The following is a 23,090-nucleotide window of genomic DNA, read 5'->3' on the forward strand; positions in this document are numbered from 1 at the left end:
CTGGACTCGAACCAGCACGCCTTGCGGCGCTGCGACCTGAACACAGTGCGTCTACCAATTTCGCCATCTGGGCCCACTAAACTCTAACCATCTGCAATTGGTAGTTTGCAGATTTTTAACCAGAAAAAAACCGCTAACTGATTAGCGGTTTTTGTTCGAGATAAGGTGTGGTGCCCAGAACTGGACTCGAACCAGCACGCCTTGCGGCGCTGCGACCTGAACACAGTGCGTCTACCAATTTCGCCATCTGGGCCCACAAGTTAAAGTATAACATGGGAAAAACAGCGTTTTGACTCGCGGGCTGAAGGCTTGATGAAATCCGCAGTTTTTTCCGTTGCCTGCCGCGCTCTGCTACCCTTTGGGCAAACCAGAAAGAGAGAATCCTTATCAAAACGACCAGTCATACCAGCGGCTTGCTGGACGAGATCGAAGGCACCATCCAGGGACACCGCGATGGACACGGGTTTGTACTGCGCGATGATGGTGAGTCGGATATCTATCTGCCCTCCAATGAAATGCGCGCCGTGCTGCACAAGGACAGGGTCAAGGCCCGTATCGTGCGCAGCGACCGCAAGGGCCGCCCCGAGGGTCGGGTTGTCGAGATCATTGAACGCCCGGTCCAACCCATCATTGGTCGCCTGCTGCAGGAAAGCGGCATTTGGCTGGTGGCTCCCGAAGACAAGCGTTATGGCCAGGATGTATTGATCCCCAAGACGGCCATTGGCAGCGCCAAACCAGGCCAGGTGGTCGTGGTTGAACTCACTGAGCCGCCTGCATTGTTCGGCCAGCCGGTGGGTCGCGTCAAGGAAGTGCTGGGCGAGGTGGACGACCCCGGCATGGAGATCGAAATCGCAGTGCGCAAATACGACGTGCCGCATGTGTTCTCCGATGCGTGTATTGCCCTGGCGCGCACCTTGCCAGACAAGGTGCGGCCGCAAGACAAGAAGAATCGCGTCGATCTGACCGATGTGCCCCTGGTCACTATCGATGGCGAAGACGCCCGCGACTTCGACGACGCTGTGTACTGCGAACCGGCCAAGGTCGGACGCAGCAAGGGCTGGCGTTTGCTGGTGGCGATTGCCGATGTCAGCAACTACGTGGAAACCGGCTCGGCCATCGATGTGGATGCGTATGACCGCGCAACCAGCGTGTATTTCCCGCGCCGCGTGATCCCCATGCTGCCTGAGAAGTTGTCCAACGGCCTGTGTTCGTTGAACCCCGAGGTAGAACGCCTGTGCATGGTCTGCGACATGCTGGTGACGACCAAGGGCGAGGTGCACGCCTACCAGTTTTACCCTGCGGTGATGTACAGCCATGCGCGCTTTACTTATACCGAGGTGGCGGCCATTCTGGGCAATACCCGTGGCCCTGAGGCGCTGCGCCGCAAGGATCGTGTTAACGATCTGCTGAATCTGCACGATGTCTACCGGGCGCTGCTGGTGGCCCGCCAGGCGCGTGGTGCGGTGGACTTTGAAACCACCGAAACCCAGATCGTTTGCGATGAAAACGGCCGGATTGAGAAAATCGTGCCGCGTACCCGCAACGAGGCGCACAAGCTGATCGAAGAGGCCATGCTGGCTGCCAACGTCTGCAGCGCCGACTTCATCGCGCAGGGCAAGCACCCCGGTCTGTTCCGCGTGCACGAAGGCCCTACACCCGAGAAGATCGAGATTCTGCGCAACTACCTGAAGGCCACTGGCGTCGGCATGTCGATCAGCGACGACCCTAAGCCAGGCGAGTTCCAGGCGATTGCCGCGGCCACCAAGGACCGGCCCGACGCCCAGCAAATCCATTCGATGCTGCTGCGCTCCATGCAGCAAGCCATATACACGCCCAGTAACAGCGGGCACTTCGGCCTGGCATTTGACGCGTACACCCACTTCACCAGCCCCATCCGGCGCTACCCGGACCTGCTGGTGCACCGCGTGATCAAGGCGATCCTGGCGCACCGCAAGTACCAGCTGCCGACGCTGCCCACGCCGGGCGAAGCCCATGCCAAGCTGGCCAAGCGCCTGAGCAAGAACAACCACGCGCGCCTGCAAGGCAAGGTGGCCGAGCCCGACCTGAAGCCCAAGAAAGTCAGCCCTGAAACCCTGGCCTGGCAGGCTGCCGGCCTGCATTGCAGCGCCAACGAGCGCCGCGCCGACGAGGCCAGCCGCGATGTGGAAGCCTGGCTCAAATGCAAATACATGCGTGAGCATCTGGGCGAGGAGTTCGGCGGCGTGGTCACCTCGGCCACCGGCTTCGGCATCTTCGTCACCTTGGACGCCATGTACGTAGAAGGCCTGGTGCACATCACTGAGCTGGGCGGCGAATACTTCAAGTTCGACGAGGCCCGCCAGGAGCTGCGTGGCGAGCGTACCGGCATCCGTTATTCCATCGGCACGCGGGTGCGGGTCCAGGTCAGCCGCGTCGATCTGGACGGACGCAAGATCGACTTCCGCCTGATACGTGAAGGGGAAGATCTGGTGAACCGCGCCATGAAAGACAAGGGCGTGCAGCGCGACGGTCCTAACCGCTCCAAATCCGAGGCTGCGCCTTCCAAGCGCTCTGGCCGCAAGGAGTCGCAGTCACGTGATCACGCGCCGCGCACGCCAGTGCAGGCGGCCAAGTCTGCGGTCAAGTCCTCGGGTTCGGCTTCCGCCAAGGGCGGTGCGGCCAAGAAGAAAACCCAGAAACCGCGTACCCGCAGATAGGCGAAGGAAGGCTATGGTTCACCATTCCAAAGTCGCCGTGGTGACCGGCGCCGGCAGCGGCATCGGCCGGGCTGTGGCCTTGGCCCTGCTGGCCGATGGCTACCGTGTCGCGCTCGCCGGGCGGCGCAGCGAAGCCTTGTTGGCTGTGCAGGCCGAATCCGGTGCCGCGCAGAATGCGCTGGTAGTGCCTACCGATGTGACCGACCCGGCAGCTGTGCAGGCTTTGTTTGAAGCCACGGTGCAGGCTTTTGGCCGCGTCGATCTGTTGTTCAACAATGCCGGCACCAGTGCGCCGGGGGTGTTGCTGGAGGATCTGAGCCTGGCGCAGTGGCAGGGCGTGGTGGATGTGAACTTCACCGGCATGTTTCTGTGCATACAGCAGGCCTTCCGGGTGATGAAGGCGCAGACCCCGCGCGGCGGCCGCATCATCAACAACGGCTCCATCTCCAGCACCACGCCGCGGCCCAATTCGATTGCCTACACCGCCACCAAGCACGCGGTGCGCGGCATGACCAAGTCGGCCGCGCTGGACGGGCGCAAATACGATATTGCGGTGGGCCAGATCGACATCGGTAACGCCGCCACCAATATGACTCAGCGCATGACCACCGGCATTCTGCAGGCCCACGGCGAGATGGTGGTGGAGCCGGTCATGGACGTCAACATCGTGGGCAAGTCGGTGCTCTACATGGACAGCCTGCCGCTCGATGCCAATGTGCTGTTCCACACCGTGATGGCGACCAAGATGCCGTTCGTGGGCCGGGGCTAGGCCGCTTTTACTCTGTCGTATTGTGCCGGGCGGCTAGAACTGCGCCAACGCGCTGGCCGTTAAAGGCTTGCCCTCGGGCCAGCGGTCTGCTGCCAGTCCATGGGCATAGACCGCGTCACAGGCGGCATCCATGGCGTACTGGCCCGCCGCCAGCCGTGCGCCCACCATGCCTGCCAGCACGTCCCCCGTTCCCGCGGTGGCCAGCCGGGCATTGCCCGTGGGGTTGATGGCCGGTGTTCGCAGTGGGGCCGCGATCACCGTGCCCGAACCTTTCAGCACGGCCACGCAAGCAAAGCGGTCGGCCAGTTGTTGGGCGGCGGCCAGGCGGTCGGCCTGGATCTGCAGCGTGGTGCAGCCCAGCAGGCGTGCGGCCTCCAGGGGGTGCGGCGTCAGCACCGTGGGCAGGCCTTGGGCCGCGCGGTGGCGCAGCAGGGCTTGCAGGGCGGTGTCGCTGGCGATGGCGTTCAGGGCGTCGGCGTCCAGCACCAGGCGGGCAGCTTCGCCCAGCACGCGCGGCAGCAGGGGGCGCACGGCCTCGCCGCCGCCACAGCCGCAGACCACGGCCAGGGCATGCAGTTTGAGCGCCCCCGGGGCACGGAACATCAGCTCGGGCTGCTGTGGGTGGACCTGCATGCTGCCGCCGTCCAACAGGCCGACGAAGACCCGGCCCGCGCCGTGGTGCAGGGCGGCCGTGGCCGCCAGCAGCGTAGCACCGGTCATGCCGGGCGCGCCGCCGATAACGGCCACGTCGCCGTAGCTGCCCTTGTGGCTGGCGTGGCTGCGCTGTGGGGGCTGCGGCGCGCCCAGCAGCCGGGCGCTGGCCGCGATACCGGGCGTGACGCCCAGTGCGTCCAGCCAGACCTGGCCTGCGCTGTCCCGGCCATGGGCGGTGAACAGGCCGGGTTTGAGCGTCAGCAGGCTGAGTGTGTGGTCTGCATAAATGATGGCTGCAGCGCTTGTTTCATCTGCGCGGGCAGCTACTGAATTTGTAGCAAGTGCGCCGGTGTCTGTTTGCAGGCCGGTGGGTAGGTCCACTGCCAGCGTGGGGGCTGGGCTGGCGTTCATGGCGACGATCCAGCTGGCCATGCTGCCGCTGGGGGCACGGCTTTGGCCCAGGCCGAGCAGGGCGTCTATGCACAGGTCCTGGGCGTCCAGGTCGGTGGGTGGGGTGTCGGCAAATTGCACGCCGGCCGCCCGGGCGCGCCCCAGGGCGGCCAGGGTGTCGCTGGAGGCTCGGGCTTCCTGTCCCAACCAAGTCACCACGACCTGGACGCCGTGCTGTTGTAGCTGGGCCGCGGCTTCCAGGCCGTCGCCGCCGTTGTTGCCGGGGCCGCAGGCGATCCAGATGCGGCGCGCATGCGGTGCCAGAGCGCGGGCCAAACGGGCCACGGCCAGGCCGGCGCGGGGCATCAAGGTGTTGTTGGGCAGGCCGGCCAAGGCGGCCTGTTCGATGCGGCGCGAGGCGGCGGTATCGAACAGGGGCTGCGATTGGTCGGCGTTGATGCGTTGCATACTCAGCTCCTCAGGCGTTCCAGGCCCAGGCCTTCCATGTCGATGGCCGGGCTGTGGCCGGCTACCAGGTCAGCCGTGGCGCGGGCACTGCCGCAGGCCAGGGCCCAGCCGCTGGAGCCGTGGCCCAGGTTGAGCCAGACGCCGGGCAGGCCGCTGGCACCGATCAGGGGTGGGCCGTCGGGCAGCATAGCGCGGGCGCCTTTCCATATCTGCACATTGCTGGCCAGCTGGGCCGCACCGGGGAACCAGTCGTGCAGCACCTTGTACAGGGTGGCGATGGCGGCGGGGTTCTTGGTGTCGGGCAGGCCACCTAGCTCGGCGCTGCCGGCCACGCGCACGCGCTGGCCCATGCGTGAGATGGCGACCTTGTAGTGCTCGTCCATCACGGCGCTGACGGGGGCGTTCAGCGGCTCGCGGATATTGGCGGTGAGCGAATAGCCGTACACCGCCGCCAGCGGTATATGCAGACCCAGCGGCTTGAGCAGGGCGGCCGAGGCCATGCCGGCGCACACCACCACGGCATCGAAGCGCCGGGGCGTGGTCTCGTTTGCTATGGAAACCGTAGCTGCTGGCGCAGGATTTATCTGCGCTACCGTGCGATTGAACTCAAATTTTGCACCCAGCTGCTGGGCCGCGGCCTTGAGCAGCATGGTGAATTGGCGGCAGTTGCCCACCTCGTCGTCCGGCAGGTGGATGGCACCGAAGAAGTCGGTCTCGGCGCACAGCGCGGGCTCGATGCTGCGTGCCGTGGCCACGTCGATCTGCTGGAAGCGCACACCCGCATCGCGCAGCAGCTGCAGGCCGGGTTCGGCCATGGCTGCGTCCTGCGCGGTGCGCAGCAGCACCATATAGCCGTCGCTGCGGTCGTATTCCAGGTGCAGCGTGTGGGCCAGCGCGTGCAGGCGTTCGCGGCTGTAGAAGGCCAGGCGCTGCAGGCGGCTGCGGTTGGCCAGGTAGGTGTCGAGCTTGCAGGCGTGACGCCACTTCCACATCCAGGCCAGGTCGCCGGTGGACAGGCGCAGACCCAGCTGCAGCGGGGCGTGGCGCTGGAACAGACTTTTGAACATCTTGCCCGGCATGCCTGGGGCCGCCCAGGGGGTGACGTAGCCGGGCGCGATGATGCCGGCGTTGGCAAAGCTGGTTTCTTCGGCGGCGGCGCTGCGGCGTTCGAAAACGGTGACTTCGTGGCCGTCGGCGGCCAACTCATAGGCTGTGCTGACGCCGATGACTCCGGCGCCAATGATGGCAACTTTCATGCGGAAAACATCCGCATCTTCACGACATGCATGGGGACCTTGTTTTTATAAGAAAAGTGGCTCTTGCGCAGGTATCGTCTGCGCAGGTAGCTATTAAAACTGTAGTGCTTGCTCGGCCTGCAATGCCAGGCTGAGCAGGGCATCATCGCGCATCGCGGTACTCCACAGCATCAGGCCGGTTGGCAGTTCATCGCGCGTATGGCAGGGCAGGGAGATGGCGCAGCCGTCCAGCATGTTCACCACGCTGGTATTGCGCAACAACAGGCCGTTGGCGTGGAAGAAGGCGTCGTCGCGCGCCGTGCCCGGTGCCATATGCGAGATGGGTGGCGCCACGATGGGCACGGTGGGCGAGACCACGGCGTCAAAGCCGCGCAAGGCGGCCTCCATCTGTGTGATCCAGGCGGCGCGTGCCTCTACCAGCTCGAAATACTCGAAGGCCCGCATCTGCGCACCGCGTTCTATGCGCACCAGTACCCGGGGGTCGTAGGCGGCGCGCGTGAGCGGGCCACGGCCCAGCAGAGGGCGGTGCCAGATATACGACTCTACCGCCGAGAAGCCACCGGTTTGCTGGATGCGGGCCAACTCGTTGACTGGCTCCAGAGGGAGCTCCACCAGCGTGGCGCCGGCATCGCGCAGGCGCTGCAGTGCGCGCTCGAAGGCGCGGGCCACGGTGGAGTCCAGGTTGTCCAGCAGGATGTTGTTGGCCACGGCAATGCGGTATTGCGACAGCGGTGCGTCGCTGAGTGCCACGCTGCGCTGGGCCAGGATTTCATGGGCCAGCACGGCATCGCGCGTGCTGCGGGTCAGCGCGCAGACCGTGTCCAGCGTACTGGACAAGGGGGTGGCGCCGGTCGTAGGCACCAGCCGGGTCGTGCTTTTGAAGCCCACGATGCCGTTCAGCGCGGCCGGGATGCGGATCGAGCCGCCGGTGTCCGAGCCCAGCCCGATGAAAGCCGCACCGGTGGCCACCGACACCGCAGCGCCCGACGATGAGCCGCCCGGCACCCGCGCCACGGGGCCTACGGTACGGGCGCCCGCAGGCTGGTTGTAGCGGCCATCCCAGGCGGCCGGTGTGTCGAAGTGCGGGTTGGTACCCACGCCGGAAAAAGCGAACTCCACCATGTGGGTGCGGCCCAGGATGGCGCCGCCAGCGGCCTGCAGGCGCGCCACGGCGGGGCTGTCGGCTGCGGCAGCGGGTCGGTCGGCCAGCACCGTGGAGCCGGCGCTGCTGACTTCGCCAGCCACATCGAACAGGTCTTTGACCGACACCGCCAGGCCGGCCAGCGGTGTTTCTATGATGCGGGGCTGTGCGGCCACGCTGCGGGCGGTATCAAAGCGGGTATGCAGAAAAGCGCTTTTGCATGCATCCGACTGGGCGATGGCGATCGACCGTTCCAGCTCTTCCAGGGGGGTGGACTGCCGCGATTGCAGCTTCAGGCGGGTGGCGACAAGGTCTGTAAACATGGTGTGGCGTGGAGCGTGCTACACTCCTTGGGTTTTGCTGATCGGTCAGAATCGTTTGACTGTTGCAGTAAAACTAATCGCAAACCAGTCCATTCAAGGTGTTGCGCTGACTTTGAGTATCTCAAAACAGTTGCAAATCGGACTGAATTTTAGACACAACCTTACGGAGAACTCCATGTCTGTCACCATGCGCGAAATGTTAGAAGCCGGCGTCCATTTTGGTCACCAAACCCGCTTCTGGAACCCCAAGATGGCCCCGTTCATCTTCGGTCACCGCAACAAAATTCACATCATCAACCTGGAAAAATCGCTGCCGATGTTCCAGGACGCGGCCAAGTTCGCCAAGCAACTGACCGCCAACCGTGGCACCATCCTGATGGTCGGCACCAAGCGCCAAGCCCGCGAAATCGTCGCCGGTGAAGCAGCCCGTGCTGGCGTGCCTTTCGTTGACCAACGCTGGTTGGGCGGCATGCTGACCAACTTCAAGACGGTCAAGACCTCGATCAAGCGTCTGAAAGACATGAAGATCCAGCAAGAAGCCGGTCTGGACAGCATGAGCAAGAAAGAACAGCTGATGTTTGCCCGCGAAATGGCCAAGCTGGAAAAAGACATCGGTGGCATCCAGGATATGACCACCTTGCCAGACGCGATCTTCGTAATCGACGTTGGCTACCACAAGATTGCCATCGCTGAAGCCCGCAAGTTGGGCATTCCGCTGATCGGCGTGGTCGATACCAACCACTCGCCCGAAGGCATTGACTACGTAATCCCAGGCAACGATGACTCCTCCAAGGCTGTCACTTTGTACGCCCGTGGTATCGCTGACGCCATCATCGAAGGCCGTAACAACGCCGCCAGCGATGTGGTCAAGGCCGTGGCTGCTGAAACTGCCGACGAATTCGTGGAAGTGAGCGAAGCCGCTGCCTAAGCGCTTCTCCATTGCGCGGTTCGCCGCCATGAAAGAGGGGCGCAAGCCCCCTTTTTTTTACTAATTTTTTTGATTTAAGACGGAGAGAAATATGGCTGCAATTACCGCAAGCATGGTCGCTGAACTGCGTGGCAAGACCGATGCTCCCATGATGGAATGCAAGAAGGCCCTGACCGAAGCCGAAGGCGACATGGCCAAGGCTGAAGAACTGCTGCGCGTCAAGCTCGGCAGCAAGGCTGGCAAGGCCGCATCGCGCGTGACCGCTGAAGGCGTGGTGACCAGCTACTTCGAAGGCACCGGATCGGCATCTGTGGGCGCTCTGCTGGAAGTGAACTGCGAAACCGACTTCGTGACCAAGAACGACAGCTTCCTGGCTCTGGCCCAAGGTGCGGTGCAATTGATCGCCAAGCACAACCCAGCCGATGTGGCTGCCCTGAGCGCCCTGGCTTACGAGCAAGACGGTTTCGGCCCCACGCTGGAAGATGTGCGCAAGGGTCTGATCGGCAAGATCGGCGAAAACATGACCTTCCGCCGCTTCAAGCAATTCTCCGGCTCCAAGCTGGCGGGTTACCTGCACGGCACGCGCATCGGCGTGGTGGTTGAGTTCGAAGGCGACGAAGTGGCGGCCAAGGATGTCGCGATGCACATCGCCGCCATGAAGCCCGTGGCCCTGACCAGCGCTGACGTGCCTGCAGACCTGATCGCTAAAGAGCGTTCCGTGGCAGCAGCCAAGGCTGCTGAGGACGCTGCTGTGGCAGTGGCCGCCGGCAAGCCTGTGCAGTCCGACGAAATCGTTGCCAAGCGCATCGAAGGCGGCGTGCAGAAGTACCTGAAGGAAGTCTCGTTGTTCAACCAGAGCTTCGTCAAGAACGACAAGCAAACTGTGGAGCAAATGCTCAAGGCGGCTTCGACCAATGTCAAATCATTCACCCTGTACGTGGTGGGTGAAGGCATTGAAAAGAAAGTTGACGACTTTGCTGCCGAAGTAGCGGCGCAAGTGGCTGCAGCCAAGGCTACGGCCTAAGTCCTGTTCCAGACATCTACGCGAAACACTTTGCCCCTACCATTTTTCATCCAACCATCCAAGGAGTTTCCATGACCCAAGCCCAACCAGCCTACAAGCGTATCTTGCTCAAGCTGTCGGGGGAGGCACTCATGGGAGACGACCAATTCGGTATTAACCGTGACACCATCGTGCGCATGGTCGAAGAGGTCGCCGAAGTCACCCGCTTGGGTGTGGAGGTTGCGGTGGTGATTGGTGGAGGCAATATTTTCCGTGGTGTCGCGGGCGGCTCGGTCGGTATGGACCGCGCCACCGCCGATTACATGGGCATGTTGGCCACGGTGATGAACGCATTGGCATTGGCCGATGCGATGAACAAGGCCGGCCTGACAGCGCGTGTGATGTCTGCCATCGCCATCGACCAGGTGGTCGAGCCCTATGTGCGGCCCAAGGCCTTGCAGTACCTGGAAGAGGGCAAGGTCGTGGTGTTTGCCGCCGGTACTGGCAACCCATTTTTCACCACCGATACGGCTGCAGCTTTGCGCGGCGCGGAGATCGGTGCGCAGGTGGTGCTCAAGGCCACCAAGGTGGACGGTGTGTACACCGCCGACCCCAAGAAAGACCCCTCGGCAACCCGTTACGCCAGCCTGTCCTTCGATGAAGCCATGTCGCAAAACCTGGGCATCATGGACGCAACGGCCTTTGCCTTGTGCCGTGACCAGAAGTTGCCGATCAAGGTGTTTTCCATCTTCAAGCACGGTGCGCTCAAGCGTGTGGTGATGGGTGAAGATGAGGGCACCCTGGTCCATGCCTGACCCTGTGTGCAGGCCCCTGAGGAGAAAAGCATGACTATCGCCGACGTTAAAACCAATCTGCAAGCCAAGATGGACCAGTCCATCGTGGCCTTCAAGAACAACCTGGCCAAGATCCGTACGGGTCGCGCCAATCCCGCTTTGCTGGATACCGTGCAAGTGGAGTATTACGGCTCCATGGTGCCTATCAGCCAGGTCGCCAATGTGTCGCTGATCGATTCGCGCACCATCGGCGTTCAGCCCTGGGAAAAGAACATGGCGTCCAAGGTCGAAAAGGCCATCCGTGACAGCCATCTGGGTTTGAACCCCGCTTCGTTGGGTGACCTGATCCGCGTGCCCATGCCGGCCATGAGCGAAGAGCGCCGCAAGGAACTCACTAAGCTGGCACGCACCGAAGGTGAAAGCGCCAAGATCGTGGTGCGCAGTGTGCGCCGCGATGCCAACGAAGCCGTGAAGAAGCTGGTCAAGGACAAGCTTGCCTCCGAAGACGACCAGAAGCGCGCTGAAGCCGATGTGCAAAAGATCACCGACCGCCACATCGCCGAAATTGACCAACTGGTGGTTGCCAAAGAGCAGGACATCATGGCCGTCTAGCATGTGGAGCATCCCCGGTCTTTATGCAGTCGGTTCCACGGTGTTTTTGACAGGGGTTGATTTTTAACATGGCTACTTCTCTATCTTCGGTTCCCGGCCATATTGCCATCGTCATGGATGGCAATGGCCGCTGGGCCACGCGGCGCTTCATGCCGCGCATTGCCGGTCACCACCAGGGTGTGGATTCTTTGCGTCGCTGCGTGCAGGCTTGCCTGGACCGTGGTGTCGGCGTGCTGACCGTGTTTGCGTTTTCCTCCGAGAACTGGGACCGCCCGGCAGAAGAGGTTTCGGGGTTGATGTCCTTGATGGTTGGTGTGCTGGCCAAGGAAGTCGCCAAGCTCAAGGCCAATGGTGTGCAGTTGCACTTCGTGGGCGACCTTGGCGCCTTGTCGGAAAAGGTCCGCAATGGCCTGCTGGAAGCCGAGAAGGCGACGGCCGACAACACCCGGCTGGTGCTCAACATCTGTTTCAACTACGGTGGTCGCTGGGATATTGCTCAGGCCGCGCGCAAACTTGCTGCAGCGGGCGAGGCCATCACCGAGAAAAGTCTGGACCGCGCCATGGCCCTGGCGCATTCGCCGGACCCGGATCTGCTGATACGCACCGGCGGTGAGTTCCGCATCAGCAACTTCCTGATCTGGCAGGCCGCATATTCCGAGCTGGTCTTCAGCGACAAGCTGTGGCCCGAATTCGATGAAGCCGCGCTGGACGAGGCGATTGCCGTTTACAGCCGCCGTGAACGCCGCTTTGGCAAAACCTCGGAGCAGGTGGCTACGGCCACCTGATCACCTTCCATGCTGCTGCAACGTGTCATCACGGCCATCGTTCTGTTGGCGATTCTTTTGCCTGCGCTGTTTTATCCAGCACCCGAGCCGCTGTGTCTGCTGGCCGTTGTTGCGATAGTCGCAGCCGCCTGGGAGTGGGGTCGCATGAATGGCTTGAGCCAGGCCAAATCTTTGGGCTTGGGCCTGCTGATGGCACTGGCCTGCGCCGTGTCCTGGTTGATGGGTTTGCTGACCGCGCATACGCCGATGCTGTGGACCGTGGTCGGTGCAGCCTGGGTGCTGGTGGGTGCCTGGCTGCTGCGTGGCGGCGTGGATGGGTGGGGACGCATCCCTGGCGTCGTGCGTGGCACGGTGGGGTTTGCCGCCCTGTGGGCCGCTTGGCTGGCTATGTGCCAAGCCCGCGTGGTGGGCATTAACTTTCTGCTGTCGGCGCTGGTGCTGGTTTGGGTGGCCGACATCTTTGCCTACTTTGCAGGGCGCGCCTTCGGCACCAAATTTTTCAAGAACAAACTGGCTCCCGCCATCAGCCCCGGCAAGAGTTGGGAAGGTGTGTGCGGTGGTATGTTGGGGGTGGTGGTGTTGGCGTTTGCCTGGGTGGCCGCAGATAGTGCGAACCACGTCACGGTGGTCAGTCTGTACACCCGCCTGGCAGAGCGCAGCAATGTGCTGTTGCTGTTGGCGGCCTTGTTCCTTGCCGCCATGAGTGTGGCGGGGGATTTGATCGAGTCTCTGGTCAAGCGCAGCGCCGGTGTGAAAGACAGCAGTGGTTTGTTGCCCGGTCACGGCGGTGTGCTGGACCGAGTGGATGCCTTGCTGCCAATCCTGCCGCTGGCGATGATGTTGGCCTCCGCTGTAGGCTTATGAACCCATGAAGCAGGGTATGAAACAGGTTTTGACGATTTTGGGTTCCACCGGCTCGGTGGGTACCAGCACGCTGGATGTGGTGGCCCGCCATCCAGAGCGCTTCGAGGTTTTCGCTCTGACGGCGGCGACCCAGGTGGATTTGATGCTGCAGCAATGCGTGCAGTTCAAACCCCGTTTTGCCGTGATGGCCAGCGTACCGCATGCCGAACTGCTGGCCCGAAAATTTAAGGAAATAAGCCTTCCAACGCAGGTATTGTCTGCGCCAGCAGCTATTGAAATGGTAGCGTCGCATGAAGATGTGAACGCGGTGATGGCGGCCATCGTCGGGGCTGCTGGCTTGGCCCCTTGCCTGGCCGCGGCCCGCGCCGGCAAGCGCTTGCTGTTGGCAAATAAAGAGGCGTTGGTGGTCGGCGGCGAGGTGTTTCTGGCGGCGGTAAAAGAAGGCGGTGCGCTGCTGCTGCCGATCGACAGCGAACATTCCGCGGTGTTCCAGTCGCTGCCTGAAGACCCGGCGGTCTGGCCACGGCGCATCGAGAAGATCATGCTGACATCGTCGGGCGGCCCCTTCCGTACCCGTGATCCGGCCACGCTGCGCGATGTCACGCCAGAGCAGGCCTGTGCCCATCCCAACTTCGCCATGGGCCGCAAGATCTCGGTGGACTCGGCCACCATGATGAACAAGGCGTTGGAGGTGATTGAGGCCAAGTACCTGTTCGGCGTCACGCCTGAGCAGATCGAGGTGGTCATCCATCCGCAGCAAATCATCCATTCCATGGTGCAGTTCCATGATGCCTCGGTAATGGCCCAGCTGGGCACGCCGGATATGCGGGTGCCGATTGCCTACGGCCTGTCCTGGCCGGAGCGCATCGAGAGCGGCACGGCGCGGCTGGACTTCGCCAAGATGGCGGCGATGACTTTTGAGCTGCCAGATTTTCAACGCTTCCCTTGTCTGCAGTTGGCCTGGGAGAGTTTGCGTGCGCCTTCTGGTACCTGTGCGGTGCTGAATGCGGCAAACGAGGTGGCCGTGGCTGCGTTTTTAGACCGGCGTATCCGCTTCGACCAGATCCATTCCATCAATCTTGCAACTTTGGCAGCGGTCAGCCCCTCCAAGCCGCAGACGCTGGAAGATTTATTGGCGTTGGACGCGCAATCGCGCGCCGCCGCACATCAGACCGTATCGCGTCTGCAAATCTAGTAAAGGACTGCCATGCTGACCATAGTGGCTTTTATCGTGGCGCTGGGCTTGTTGATTGCCGTGCACGAGTACGGCCACTACCGCATGGCTGTGGCCTGTGGCGTCAAGGTGCTGCGCTTTTCCGTGGGCTTTGGCCAGCCCTTGTTACGCTGGCAGCCCAAGGGTTCACCGACCGAATTCGTGCTGGGGGCATTTCCCCTGGGCGGTTACGTGAAGATGCTGGACGAGCGCGAAGCGCCCGTGGCGCCAGCAGAGCGTCACCTGGCTTTCAATACCCAGACCCTGGCCAAGCGGGCGGCCATCGTGGCGGCTGGGCCCTTGGCCAATTTGTTGTTGGCGGTATTGCTGTACGGCGTCATCAATTGGAGTGGTGTGGACGAAGCCCGCGCAGTGCTGGCCAGCCCGGGCATAGGCTCGGTGGCGGAAAAGGCTGGCGTGCAGGGCGGCGAAGTTGTCACCCGTGCCGGCTGGGACGGTGAAGAGCTGGACGAAGTCCAGTCCTTTGACGACCTGCGTTGGCTGCTGACGCGCGGCGCGCTGGATGGCCGCGATGTGCGTCTGGAATTGGCTTCGAACGAACATGGCGCCCGCCGCGAAGTCGTCATGGGCTTGGCCAGCCTGCATGCCCAGGATGCGGATGCCCAACTGTTCCGCACCATAGGTGTGGTGGGCCCCTGGACGCGCCCGTTGCTGGGAGATGTGGCCGCCGATGGCGCTGGGGCCCGATCCGGTTTGCAACGCGGCGACCTGGTCGTGCAGGTCGGTGCCACGCCGATTGTGGATGGCCAGCAGCTGCGCGCGGTGATTCGTGGCTCCTTGGTGGATGGTCAGCCGCTGGCGCAGACCTGGCGTGTCGAGCGTGCCGGCGAGATGCTGGACGTGACCGTTACACCGGACATCAAGCCCGAGGGTTTGCAGTCGGTGGGGCGTATCGGTGCCTATGTGGGCGCCCCTCCTGAAATGGTGACCATACGTTACGGGTTGGTCGATGGTCTGTGGCGCGGCGTGGAGCGCACCTGGGAGGTGTCCGGCCTGACCTTGCGCATGATGGGACGCATGCTGGTGGGTGACGCCTCCATCAAGAATCTGAGTGGCCCCTTGTCGGTTGCGGAGTATGCGGGCAAGTCGGCTAGCCTGGGCTTTACACAGTATCTGCTGTTCCTGGCGCTGATCAGTGTGAGCCTGGGTGTGCTGAACCTGCTGCCCGTGCCCATCCTCGATGGTGGGCACCTGTTGTATTATCTTTGGGAGGCCGTGACAGGCAAATCCGTATCTGACGCCTGGATGGAGCGCTTGCAACGCGGAGGTGGTGCGGTGCTGTTGCTCATGATGTCCATTGCGTTGTTTAACGATGTCAACCGCCTCTTTGGCTAACATTCAATCGCTGAGCTGCTCTGCAGGTTTGGCAAGACCCTTATCCATGAAAAACCACTTTAATAGCTTTCGCCTGCGGTCTTTGTCGGCTGCTGCGGCTTTGATTTTTGTCGCCAATACGGCCTGGGCCGTGACACCGTTTGCCGTGCGCGACATTCGCATCGAAGGCCTGCAACGTGTAGAGCCCGGCACTGTTTTCGCATCTTTACCTTTCCGTGTGGGTGATACCTACAACGACGAACAGGGCTCGGCGGCCATCCGCACCTTGTTTGCTTTGGGGCTGTTCAAGGACGTGCGCCTGGAAGTGAATGGCGATGTGCTGGTGGTAGTGGTGGAAGAGCGCCCGACGATCGCCGATGTGGAGTTTGTCGGCTCCAAAGAGTTTGACAAGGATGCATTGAAGAAGTCCATGCGCGATGTGGGCTTGACCGATGGCCGTCCTTTCGACAAGGCCTTGGCCGACCGCGCTGAGCAAGAGCTCAAGCGCCAGTACATCAACAAGAGCCTGTATGCGGCCACCGTGGTGACTACCGTCACGCCGGTGGAGCGCAACCGCGTCAACCTGACCTTCACGATCACCGAAGGCGAGCCGGCCAAGATCAAGGACATCCATATCGTAGGCGCCAAAGCCATCGAGGAGTCCACCCTGCGCGGCCTGTTTGAACTGGACACCGGCGGCTGGCTCAGCTGGTATACCAAGTCGGATCGCTATACCCGTGCCAAGCTCAACGCCGATATCGAGACCCTGCGTTCCTACTACTTGTCGCGCGGCTTCCTGGAGTTCAAGGTGGACTCGACCCAGGTAGCGATTTCGCCCGACAAGCAGGACATGTCTATCACCATCAACATCACCGAAGGTGAGCGTTTTGTGGTGTCCGCCGTGCGCCTGGAAGGCAACTACCTGGGCAAGGAAGACGAGTTCAAATCTCTGGTCAGTATCAAGCCCGGTGAAGCTTACAACGCCGACCTGGTCGCCAAGACCACCAAGGCGTTCAAGGATAACTTTGGCAGCTTCGGCTTTGCCTTTGCCCAGGTTGAGGCCCGTCCAGAAATCGACCGTGCCACCAACCGCGTGGTGCTGGTGCTGCAGGCCGAACCTTCGCGTCGTGCCTATGTGCGCAAGGTGAATGTGGCCGGCAACAGCCGCACGCGTGACGAAGTCATCCGCCGAGAATTCCGCCAGTTCGAATCGTCCTGGTATGACGGTGACAAGATCAAGCTGTCGCGCGACCGCGTGGACCGTCTGGGTTATTTCAAGGAAGTTGGCGTAGAGACGCAGGACGTGGCCGGTTCGCCCGACCAGGTGGACCTGCAGATCAATGTGGAAGAGAAATCCTCCGGCAGCATCCAGCTGGGTGCAGGCTTCTCCAGCGCTGAAAAGCTGGCGCTGTCGTTCAGCATCAAGCAGGAAAACGCCTTCGGCTCGGGCAACTACCTGGGCCTGGAAGTCAACACCAGCAAATACAACCAGGTGGTGGTGGTCAGCACGGTCGATCCGTATTTCACCAACAGCGGTATTTCACGCTCGATCGACGTGTTCCACCGCGCCACCAAGCCCTATAACGACCAGGGCGGTAACTACCAACTGGTGACCCAGGGCGCGGGCTTGCGTTTCGGCGTGCCGTTCAGTGAGCTGGACACCATCTACTTCGGCGCCAGCCTGGAGCGCACCACCATCAAGCCGGGTACCAATATCCCGGCTGCCTATTTGGCGTACGCCGAGAAATTTGGCTACACCAGTTCGGCTTTCCCCTTGACCGTGGGTTGGTCGCGTGACAATCGCGACAGTACCTTGGCGCCCAGTTCCGGTATCTACCAGCGCTTCAACACCGAAGCCGGGCTGTTCGGCGATGCCCGCTATCTGCGCAGCAACTACCAGTACCAGCAGTATGTGCCTTTGACCAAGCAGTTCACCTTTGCCTTCAACGGTGAGCTGGGCTATGGCAAGGGCTTGGGCGGTGAGCCATTCCCGGTGTTCAAGAACTTCTACGGCGGTGGCCTGGGTTCGGTGCGCGGTTTTGAGCAGGGTACGCTGGGGCCACGTGACGTGACGGGCTCGGTCATTGGTGGTCCGAAGAAGTTCACCTTGAACACCGAAATACAGTCGCCGTTCCCCGGTGCTGGTAATGACCGTACCCTGCGTTTGTTCGCATTTGCCGACGTTGGCAACGTCTACGGCGAAGACCAGAAAATGAGCTTCAGCGACATGCGGGCATCCACCGGCGTGGGCCTGAGCTGGATTTCTCCGGTCGGTCCGCTTCGCCTGGCTTATGCCAAACCGATACGTAAATTCGCTGGCGATAGAATCCAGTCCTTGCAATTCCAAATAGGCACGTCTTTCTAATGAAGAAATTTCTACGCAACTGGGGCTCCGGCATTGTTCTGGGAGCCATGCTTCTGTCGGCACACGCGCAGGCAGACGAGTTCCGCGTTGGATTTGTCAACACGGACCGTATCTTCCGCGAGTCTGCGGCCGCGAAGGCAGCCCAGTCCAAGCTGGAACAAGAGTTCTCCAAGCGCGAAAAAGAGCTGACCGATGCGGGTTCGGTGCTCAAGGCCGCCTCAGACAAGTTCGAGCGTGAAGCTACGACCCTGGCCGAAAGCCAGCGTACGTCGCGCCAGAAGCAGCTGGTCGACCAAGACCGCGAATTCCAGCGCAAGCGCCGTGAATTCCAGGAAGATCTGAATTCCCGCAAGAACGAAGAGCTGCAGCAGGTCCTGGAAAAGGCCAACAAGGTCATCAAGCAAGTGGCAGAGACTGAAAAGTACGATGCCGTTCTGCAAGAGGCCGTCTACATCAACCCCAAGTACGACATCACTGACAAGGTCATCAAGGCCTTGAATGCGACGACGGGCGCTAAATAATTGAAGTGATGACGGGGGCTTCCAGCGTGGTGTTGCGCCTTGGCGCGATCGTGGAGGCCCTGGGGGGCGAGTTGCATGGTGATGCCCTTCTGGCCATTACCGGCATTGCGCCCCTGGAGTCTGCGACTGCCAGTCAGATCGCCTTTCTCAGCAATCCCAAATACCAGCAGCAGCTGGCGCATTCCCAAGCTGGGTGTGTGATCGTCGACCCGGCCCAGCGCGACATGGCGCTGGCGCGTGGTGCCTGCATCGTGGCCGATGCGCCATATCTGTATTTCGCCAAACTCACCCAGTTATGGAAGCGCCAGCGCGCGGCTGCGCAAGCACCGGGCATACACCCCAGTGCCGTGGTGGACCCGAGTGCCGACATCGACCCGACGGCCACCATCGGCCCGCTGTGCGTGGTGGAGCGCGGTGCGCGCATCGGCGCCGGTACGGTGCTCAAGTCCCGCGTCACCCTGGGTGAAGACTGTAGTGTCGGCGCGCGCTGCCTGCTGCATGCGGGCGTGGTGATCGGTGCCGACGGCTTTGGCTTTGCGCCGAATGCCGGCGCATGGGAAAAGATCGAACAGCTGGGCGCGGTGCGCATCGGCGACGACGTGGAAATCGGCGCAAATACCTGCATAGACCGGGGTGCGCTGGACGACACCGTGATTGGCAACGGCGTCAAGCTCGACAACCTGATCCAGATCGGCCACAACGTGCAGATCGGCGAACACACTGCCATGGCCGGCTGTGTCGGTGTGGCCGGCAGCGCCCACATCGGCGCGCATTGCACTGTGGGCGGCGGGGCTATCGTGCTGGGCCATTTGACGCTGGCCGACCGTGTCAACATTTCTGCGGCTACCGTGGTGACCCGTTCCATTGCCCAACCCGGCCACTACACCGGCATGTTTCCGATCGATGAAAACAGCAAGTGGGAAAAGAATGCCGCTTCCCTGAAACAGCTGCACAGTTTGCGTGACCGATTGAAAGCGGTCGAAAAATCACTAGAACAACATTTGAAGAGCCTAGAAACACCATGATGGACATCCACCAAATCCTCAAGCAGCTGCCCCACCGTTACCCCTTTCTGATGGTGGACCGGGTGGTGAGCATCGACAAATCCAAGTCCATCCGCGCGTTCAAGAACGTCACCATCAACGAGCCGTTTTTCCAGGGCCATTTCCCGCGCCGTCCGGTCATGCCCGGCGTGCTGATGCTGGAAGCGCTGGCCCAGGCTGCTGCTTTGCTGGCCTTTGATGCACTGGGTAAATCGCCCGAGGATGACACCGTCTACTACTTTGCCGCCATCGACAACGCCCGCTTCAAGCGCCCGGTCGAGCCCGGCGACCAGCTGATGCTGGACGTGGAGCTGGTGCGCATGAAGTCCGGTATCTTCAAATTCAAGGGCAAGGGCACCGTGGGTGAAGAGCTGGCGGTCGAAGCCGAGCTGACCTGCGCGATGCGCACCATCGCCTAAGGACTGCGTGTGACCCTTATCCACGCCACCGCCGTTGTCGATCCGCAGGCCCAGCTGGACCCTTCGGTCAGCGTAGGCCCCTACACGGTGATCGGCCCGCATGTCAAAGTCGGTGCCGGCACCACGATAGGCCCGCACTGTGTGATCGAAGGCCACACCACGATAGGCCGCGACAACCGGATCTTCCAATTCAATTCTCTCGGCGCGGTGCCGCAGGACAAGAAGTACGCAGGCGAACCCACCGAACTGCAGATCGGCGACCGCAATGTCATTCGCGAGTTCTGCACCTTCAACCTCGGCACGGTACAGGACGCCGGCGCGACCCGTATTGGCGATGACAACTGGATCATGGCCTATGTGCACATCGCGCACGACTGCCAGTTGGGCAACCAGATCACCATGGCCAACAACACCACGCTGGCCGGCCATGTGCAGATAGGTGATTGGGCGACCATCGGCGGCCTTACCGGCGTGCTGCAGCGCATGCGCATCGGCGCCCACACCATGGTCGGCTTTGCCAGCCATGTGAACAAGGACGTACCGCCCTTCATGGTGGTGGATGGTCACCCGCTGGAAGTGCGCGCGGTCAATCTGGTGGGCCTGAAACGGCGTGATTTTTCGGATGCGAGCCTGAAGGCCATCCGCGAGATGCACAAGCTGATCTACCGCCAGGGCAAGACCCTGGACGAAGCCCGTGCCGCGATCCAGGCCCTGGCGACCCAGATGCCCGAAGCCGCGGCGGACATCGCGCTGATGGACGACTTCCTCGGCTCTTCCGTCAGCGGCATCGCCCGCTGATGTCCGCTCCCCGTATCGCCATGGTGGCCGGCGAGGCCTCTGGCGACCTGCTGGCGGGTCTGGCGCTGGACGGTTTGCGCGCGCGCTGGCCCGATCTGCAATCCACCGGCATAGGCGGTCCGCAGATGGCCAAGCGCGGCTTCCAGGCGGCCTGGCCCAGCGACAAGCTGGCCGTGCACGGCTACAACATGGACGTGTTTCTGCGTCTGTACGAGCTGATCAACATCCGCAAGCAATTGCGTGAACGCCTGCTGAAAGAGCGCCCGGCGGTGTTCATCGGCGTGGATGCGCCCGACTTCAACCTGGGCCTGGAAGCCGCGCTGAAGGCACAGGGTGTGCCCACCGTGCATTTCGTCTGCCCGTCGATATGGGCCTGGCGCGCGGAGCGGGTAGAGAAGATCCGCCGTGCGGCCGACCATGTGCTGTGCATCTTTCCGTTCGAGCCGGCCCTGCTGGCCGAGCACGGCATTGCCGCCACCTATGTCGGCCACCCGCTGGCCAGCGTGATCCCGCTCAACCCCGACCGCGCAGCCGCACGGCAGAAGCTGGGCTTGGACGCTGTAGACGATGTGGTTGCCATCCTGCCCGGCAGCCGCCAGTCCGAAATCAAATACCTGGCTTTGCGGTACTTTCAGGCTGCAGCGCAGATGCTGCTTGCGCGGCCAGCTATTAAATTTGTAGTGCCGGCGATCCCCTCGCTGAAACAGCGGATCGAAGCCATCGCCGCCCAGGCCGGCCTGGCCGGGCGCGTGCAGATCGTCGCCGGCCAGTCGCACACTGTACTGGCCGCTTGTGACGTGACCCTGATCGCCAGCGGCACGGCCACGCTGGAGGCCGCGCTGTTCAAGCGGCCCATGGTCATCGCTTACAACATGCACTGGCTGTCCTGGAAGCTGATGCAGCGCAAGCAGCTGCAACCCTGGGTGGGCCTGCCCAACATTCTGTGCGCCGACTTCGTGGTGCCCGAGCTACTGCAAGACGCGGCCACGCCCCAGGCTCTGGCCAAGGCCACGCTGCAGTGGCTGGACGCCAAGGGCTCTGCGAAAATCGCCGCTCTTGAAGAAAAATTCACCGCGCTGCACCACACGCTGCAGCGCGATACCGCCCAACTTGCCACCCATGCCATCGAAAAAATCATCCGCGCCTGAACAGGTTCCGTTGGCCTGGAGCCCGCGCGGCCTGGTCGCCGGCGTGGACGAAGCCGGGCGGGGGCCGCTGGCCGGGCCGGTGGTAGCCGCGGCGGTGATCCTGGACGACTTGCACCCCATCCGTGGCCTGGCCGACAGCAAAAAGCTGACCGCCAAGCGCCGCGAGCAGCTGTTCGACGAAATCCTGGCCAAGGCCCTGTGCTGCTCGATCGCCGAAGCCAGCGTGGAAGAGATAGAGCGCCTCAACATCCTGCAAGCCACCATGCTGGCCATGCAACGTGCTGTTGAAGGCCTGCGTCTCAAGCCCGGCCATGTGCTGGTGGATGGCAATCGCCTGCCGACGCTGCGCGTGACCAGCGAAGCCATCGTCAAAGGCGACTCCCTGGTGCCGGCGATCTCGGCGGCCTCCATCCTGGCCAAGGTGACGCGGGACCGCTGGTGTGCGCAGGTGGATCTCACTTACCCGCAGTACGGCTTTGCCGGGCACAAGGGCTATGGCACGGCCGCCCACCTGGCGGCGCTGCAAGCTCATGGGGCCTGCCCGCTGCACCGTAAAACTTTTGCTCCCGTGACTTCCATGCTTGGGCGGCAGAGCCGTCCCGAAGCATGAAAGCCACTCTAGGTTCAACGCAGGTACTTCGATGAGCTCCGACCCCATCACCCACATCCAGTCGCGCGACAACCCGCTGCTGAAAGAACTGCGCCGCTTGTCGCAGGACAGCACGGCCTACCGCAAGCAGGGCCGGGTCTGGCTCGAAGGCGACCACCTGTGCCGGGCCGCGCTGGCCCGCGGCTGGAAGCCGGCGCTGGCGGTGTTTTCAGAGTCTTTTTGGCCTCAGGCGCAGGCGCAATATGCGCAGGAAGCTATTAAAACTATAGTAATGGCAGATAAACTGCTGGCCGACCTGAGCAGCCTGGAATCGCCGGCGCCCATGGGTTTTGTCATCGACCTGCCCAGCGCCACCGCGCTGGACCCGGCGGCGGCCAGCGTCATCCTCGACCGGGTGCAGGACGCCGGCAACGTCGGCTCCATCCTGCGCAGTGCCGGTGCTTTCGGCTTCAAGCAGATCATCGCGCTCAAGGGCACGGCGGCGCTGTGGAGTCCCAAGGTGCTGCGCGCCGGCATGGGGGCGCATTTCGGCCTGCGGCTGATCGAAGGCCTGGAGCCCGAGGCGCTGGAGGCGCTGGCCGTGCCCCTGGTGGTCACCAGCTCGCACCAGGGCGCGCTGCTGCAAGACCAGAAGCTGCCCTTTCCCTGCGCCTGGGCCATGGGCCACGAAGGCCAGGGCGTGGGCCCGGCCCTGCAGGCCCGCGCACAGATCGCGGTACGCATCGGCCAGCCCGGCGGCGAGGAGTCGCTGAACGTGGCGGCGGCGGCGGCGATCTGTCTGCACGCGTCATCTATCGGCCGTTGACGGGTTCGCAGGAATCCATAAAGCCGGTTTGAGGGCCATCGGGTCTGCCCTTTGGGCGGGGTGGCGCAGCCTGGGGGTGAGCTATAATGATGGGCTTTCCCGCATCCACGTACGCCTAGCGCCGGTCTCACCGAACCCCCTTCCAGAGCA

Annotated in this window: 21 protein-coding genes and 1 tRNA gene; 18 read left to right on the plus strand and 4 right to left on the minus strand. The window is 62.4% G+C overall.

The features are described from left to right. Positions 1 to 168: 168 nt before the first annotated feature. Positions 169 to 253 (minus strand) — tRNA-Leu (locus AC07O2_RS18695). A gap of 160 nt (positions 254 to 413) precedes the next feature. Between AC07O2_RS18695 and rnr the strand changes: the two genes are divergently transcribed. Then, on the plus strand, positions 414 to 2,696 hold the full coding sequence (gene rnr, locus AC07O2_RS18700; protein WP_495077251.1) for a ribonuclease R: 2,283 nt from the start codon (positions 414 to 416) through the stop codon (positions 2,694 to 2,696). A 13-nt stretch (positions 2,697 to 2,709) separates the two neighbouring features. Continuing rightward, complete coding sequence (locus AC07O2_RS18705; protein WP_495077252.1) at positions 2,710 to 3,465, plus strand: SDR family oxidoreductase; 756 nt, start codon at positions 2,710 to 2,712, stop codon at positions 3,463 to 3,465. A gap of 33 nt (positions 3,466 to 3,498) precedes the next feature. Here the strand turns inward: AC07O2_RS18705 and AC07O2_RS18710 are convergent, their stop codons facing one another. The 3 genes from AC07O2_RS18710 to AC07O2_RS18720 all read right to left on the minus strand — a co-directional run bounded on the left by AC07O2_RS18710 (position 3,499) and on the right by AC07O2_RS18720 (position 7,697). Continuing rightward, the gene (locus AC07O2_RS18710; protein WP_495077253.1) at positions 3,499 to 4,977 is read right to left on the minus strand and encodes an NAD(P)H-hydrate dehydratase; all 1,479 of its coding nucleotides are present in this window, start codon (positions 4,975 to 4,977) and stop codon (positions 3,499 to 3,501) included. 2 nt (positions 4,978 to 4,979) lie between these two features. Next, on the minus strand, positions 4,980 to 6,233 hold the full coding sequence (locus tag AC07O2_RS18715; protein WP_495077254.1) for a D-amino acid dehydrogenase: 1,254 nt from the start codon (positions 6,231 to 6,233) through the stop codon (positions 4,980 to 4,982). 93 nt (positions 6,234 to 6,326) lie between these two features. Next, complete coding sequence (locus AC07O2_RS18720) at positions 6,327 to 7,697, minus strand: amidase (RefSeq protein WP_495077255.1); 1,371 nt, start codon at positions 7,695 to 7,697, stop codon at positions 6,327 to 6,329. Between the two features lie 175 nt (positions 7,698 to 7,872). On the opposite strand from AC07O2_RS18720, the gene rpsB reads away from it, so the two are divergent. From rpsB to AC07O2_RS18800, 16 genes are all read left to right on the plus strand, one after another. Next, entirely contained in the window at positions 7,873 to 8,625 is a 753-nt protein-coding gene (gene rpsB, locus AC07O2_RS18725) for a 30S ribosomal protein S2 (RefSeq protein WP_490592642.1), read from the plus strand. 91 nt (positions 8,626 to 8,716) lie between these two features. Beyond that, a complete protein-coding gene (gene tsf, locus AC07O2_RS18730; RefSeq protein WP_495077256.1) occupies positions 8,717 to 9,649 on the plus strand; it encodes a translation elongation factor Ts in 933 nt (310 codons plus the stop codon). Between the two features lie 71 nt (positions 9,650 to 9,720). Further along, a complete protein-coding gene (pyrH, locus tag AC07O2_RS18735) occupies positions 9,721 to 10,443 on the plus strand; it encodes a UMP kinase (protein WP_490592644.1) in 723 nt (240 codons plus the stop codon). 30 nt (positions 10,444 to 10,473) lie between these two features. Further along, a complete protein-coding gene (frr, locus tag AC07O2_RS18740) occupies positions 10,474 to 11,034 on the plus strand; it encodes a ribosome recycling factor (RefSeq protein WP_495077257.1) in 561 nt (186 codons plus the stop codon). Positions 11,035 to 11,102: 68 nt separating this feature from the next. Continuing rightward, positions 11,103 to 11,819 carry a polyprenyl diphosphate synthase gene (gene uppS / locus AC07O2_RS18745; RefSeq protein WP_495077258.1) on the plus strand — a complete coding sequence of 239 codons (717 nt, stop codon included), beginning with the start codon at positions 11,103 to 11,105 and terminating at the stop codon, positions 11,817 to 11,819. A gap of 9 nt (positions 11,820 to 11,828) precedes the next feature. Next, complete coding sequence (locus tag AC07O2_RS18750) at positions 11,829 to 12,683, plus strand: phosphatidate cytidylyltransferase (protein ID WP_495077259.1); 855 nt, start codon at positions 11,829 to 11,831, stop codon at positions 12,681 to 12,683. Positions 12,684 to 12,699: 16 nt separating this feature from the next. Next, complete coding sequence (gene ispC / locus AC07O2_RS18755; RefSeq protein ID WP_495077260.1) at positions 12,700 to 13,878, plus strand: 1-deoxy-D-xylulose-5-phosphate reductoisomerase; 1,179 nt, start codon at positions 12,700 to 12,702, stop codon at positions 13,876 to 13,878. A 12-nt stretch (positions 13,879 to 13,890) separates the two neighbouring features. Beyond that, complete coding sequence (gene rseP, locus AC07O2_RS18760; protein WP_495077261.1) at positions 13,891 to 15,252, plus strand: RIP metalloprotease RseP; 1,362 nt, start codon at positions 13,891 to 13,893, stop codon at positions 15,250 to 15,252. Between the two features lie 46 nt (positions 15,253 to 15,298). Continuing rightward, the gene (gene bamA, locus AC07O2_RS18765) at positions 15,299 to 17,596 is read left to right on the plus strand and encodes an outer membrane protein assembly factor BamA (protein ID WP_495077262.1); all 2,298 of its coding nucleotides are present in this window, start codon (positions 15,299 to 15,301) and stop codon (positions 17,594 to 17,596) included. Continuing rightward, on the plus strand, positions 17,596 to 18,117 hold the full coding sequence (locus tag AC07O2_RS18770; protein WP_495077263.1) for an OmpH/Skp family outer membrane protein: 522 nt from the start codon (positions 17,596 to 17,598) through the stop codon (positions 18,115 to 18,117). Before bamA ends, AC07O2_RS18770 begins: the two co-directional genes overlap by 1 nt. 8 nt (positions 18,118 to 18,125) lie before the next feature. Beyond that, positions 18,126 to 19,142, plus strand: a complete 1,017-nt coding sequence (lpxD, locus tag AC07O2_RS18775; RefSeq protein ID WP_495077264.1) for a UDP-3-O-(3-hydroxymyristoyl)glucosamine N-acyltransferase — start codon at positions 18,126 to 18,128, stop codon at positions 19,140 to 19,142. After that, positions 19,139 to 19,579, plus strand: a complete 441-nt coding sequence (gene fabZ, locus AC07O2_RS18780) for a 3-hydroxyacyl-ACP dehydratase FabZ (protein ID WP_495077265.1) — start codon at positions 19,139 to 19,141, stop codon at positions 19,577 to 19,579. The genes lpxD and fabZ overlap by 4 nt, the downstream gene beginning before the upstream one ends. Positions 19,580 to 19,588: 9 nt before the next feature. Further along, the gene (lpxA, locus tag AC07O2_RS18785; RefSeq protein WP_495077266.1) at positions 19,589 to 20,377 is read left to right on the plus strand and encodes an acyl-ACP--UDP-N-acetylglucosamine O-acyltransferase; all 789 of its coding nucleotides are present in this window, start codon (positions 19,589 to 19,591) and stop codon (positions 20,375 to 20,377) included. Next, entirely contained in the window at positions 20,377 to 21,525 is a 1,149-nt protein-coding gene (gene lpxB, locus AC07O2_RS18790) for a lipid-A-disaccharide synthase (RefSeq protein ID WP_495077267.1), read from the plus strand. Before lpxA ends, lpxB begins: the two co-directional genes overlap by 1 nt. Beyond that, on the plus strand, positions 21,497 to 22,135 hold the full coding sequence (gene rnhB / locus AC07O2_RS18795; RefSeq protein ID WP_495077268.1) for a ribonuclease HII: 639 nt from the start codon (positions 21,497 to 21,499) through the stop codon (positions 22,133 to 22,135). The genes lpxB and rnhB overlap by 29 nt, the downstream gene beginning before the upstream one ends. A gap of 31 nt (positions 22,136 to 22,166) precedes the next feature. After that, positions 22,167 to 22,940: a TrmH family RNA methyltransferase gene (locus tag AC07O2_RS18800; protein WP_495077269.1), complete on the plus strand. Its 774-nt coding sequence runs from the start codon at positions 22,167 to 22,169 to the stop codon at positions 22,938 to 22,940. The last annotated feature ends 150 nt before the right edge of the window (positions 22,941 to 23,090 follow it).

This window comes from Rhodoferax sp. GW821-FHT10B06 (assembly GCF_059415605.1).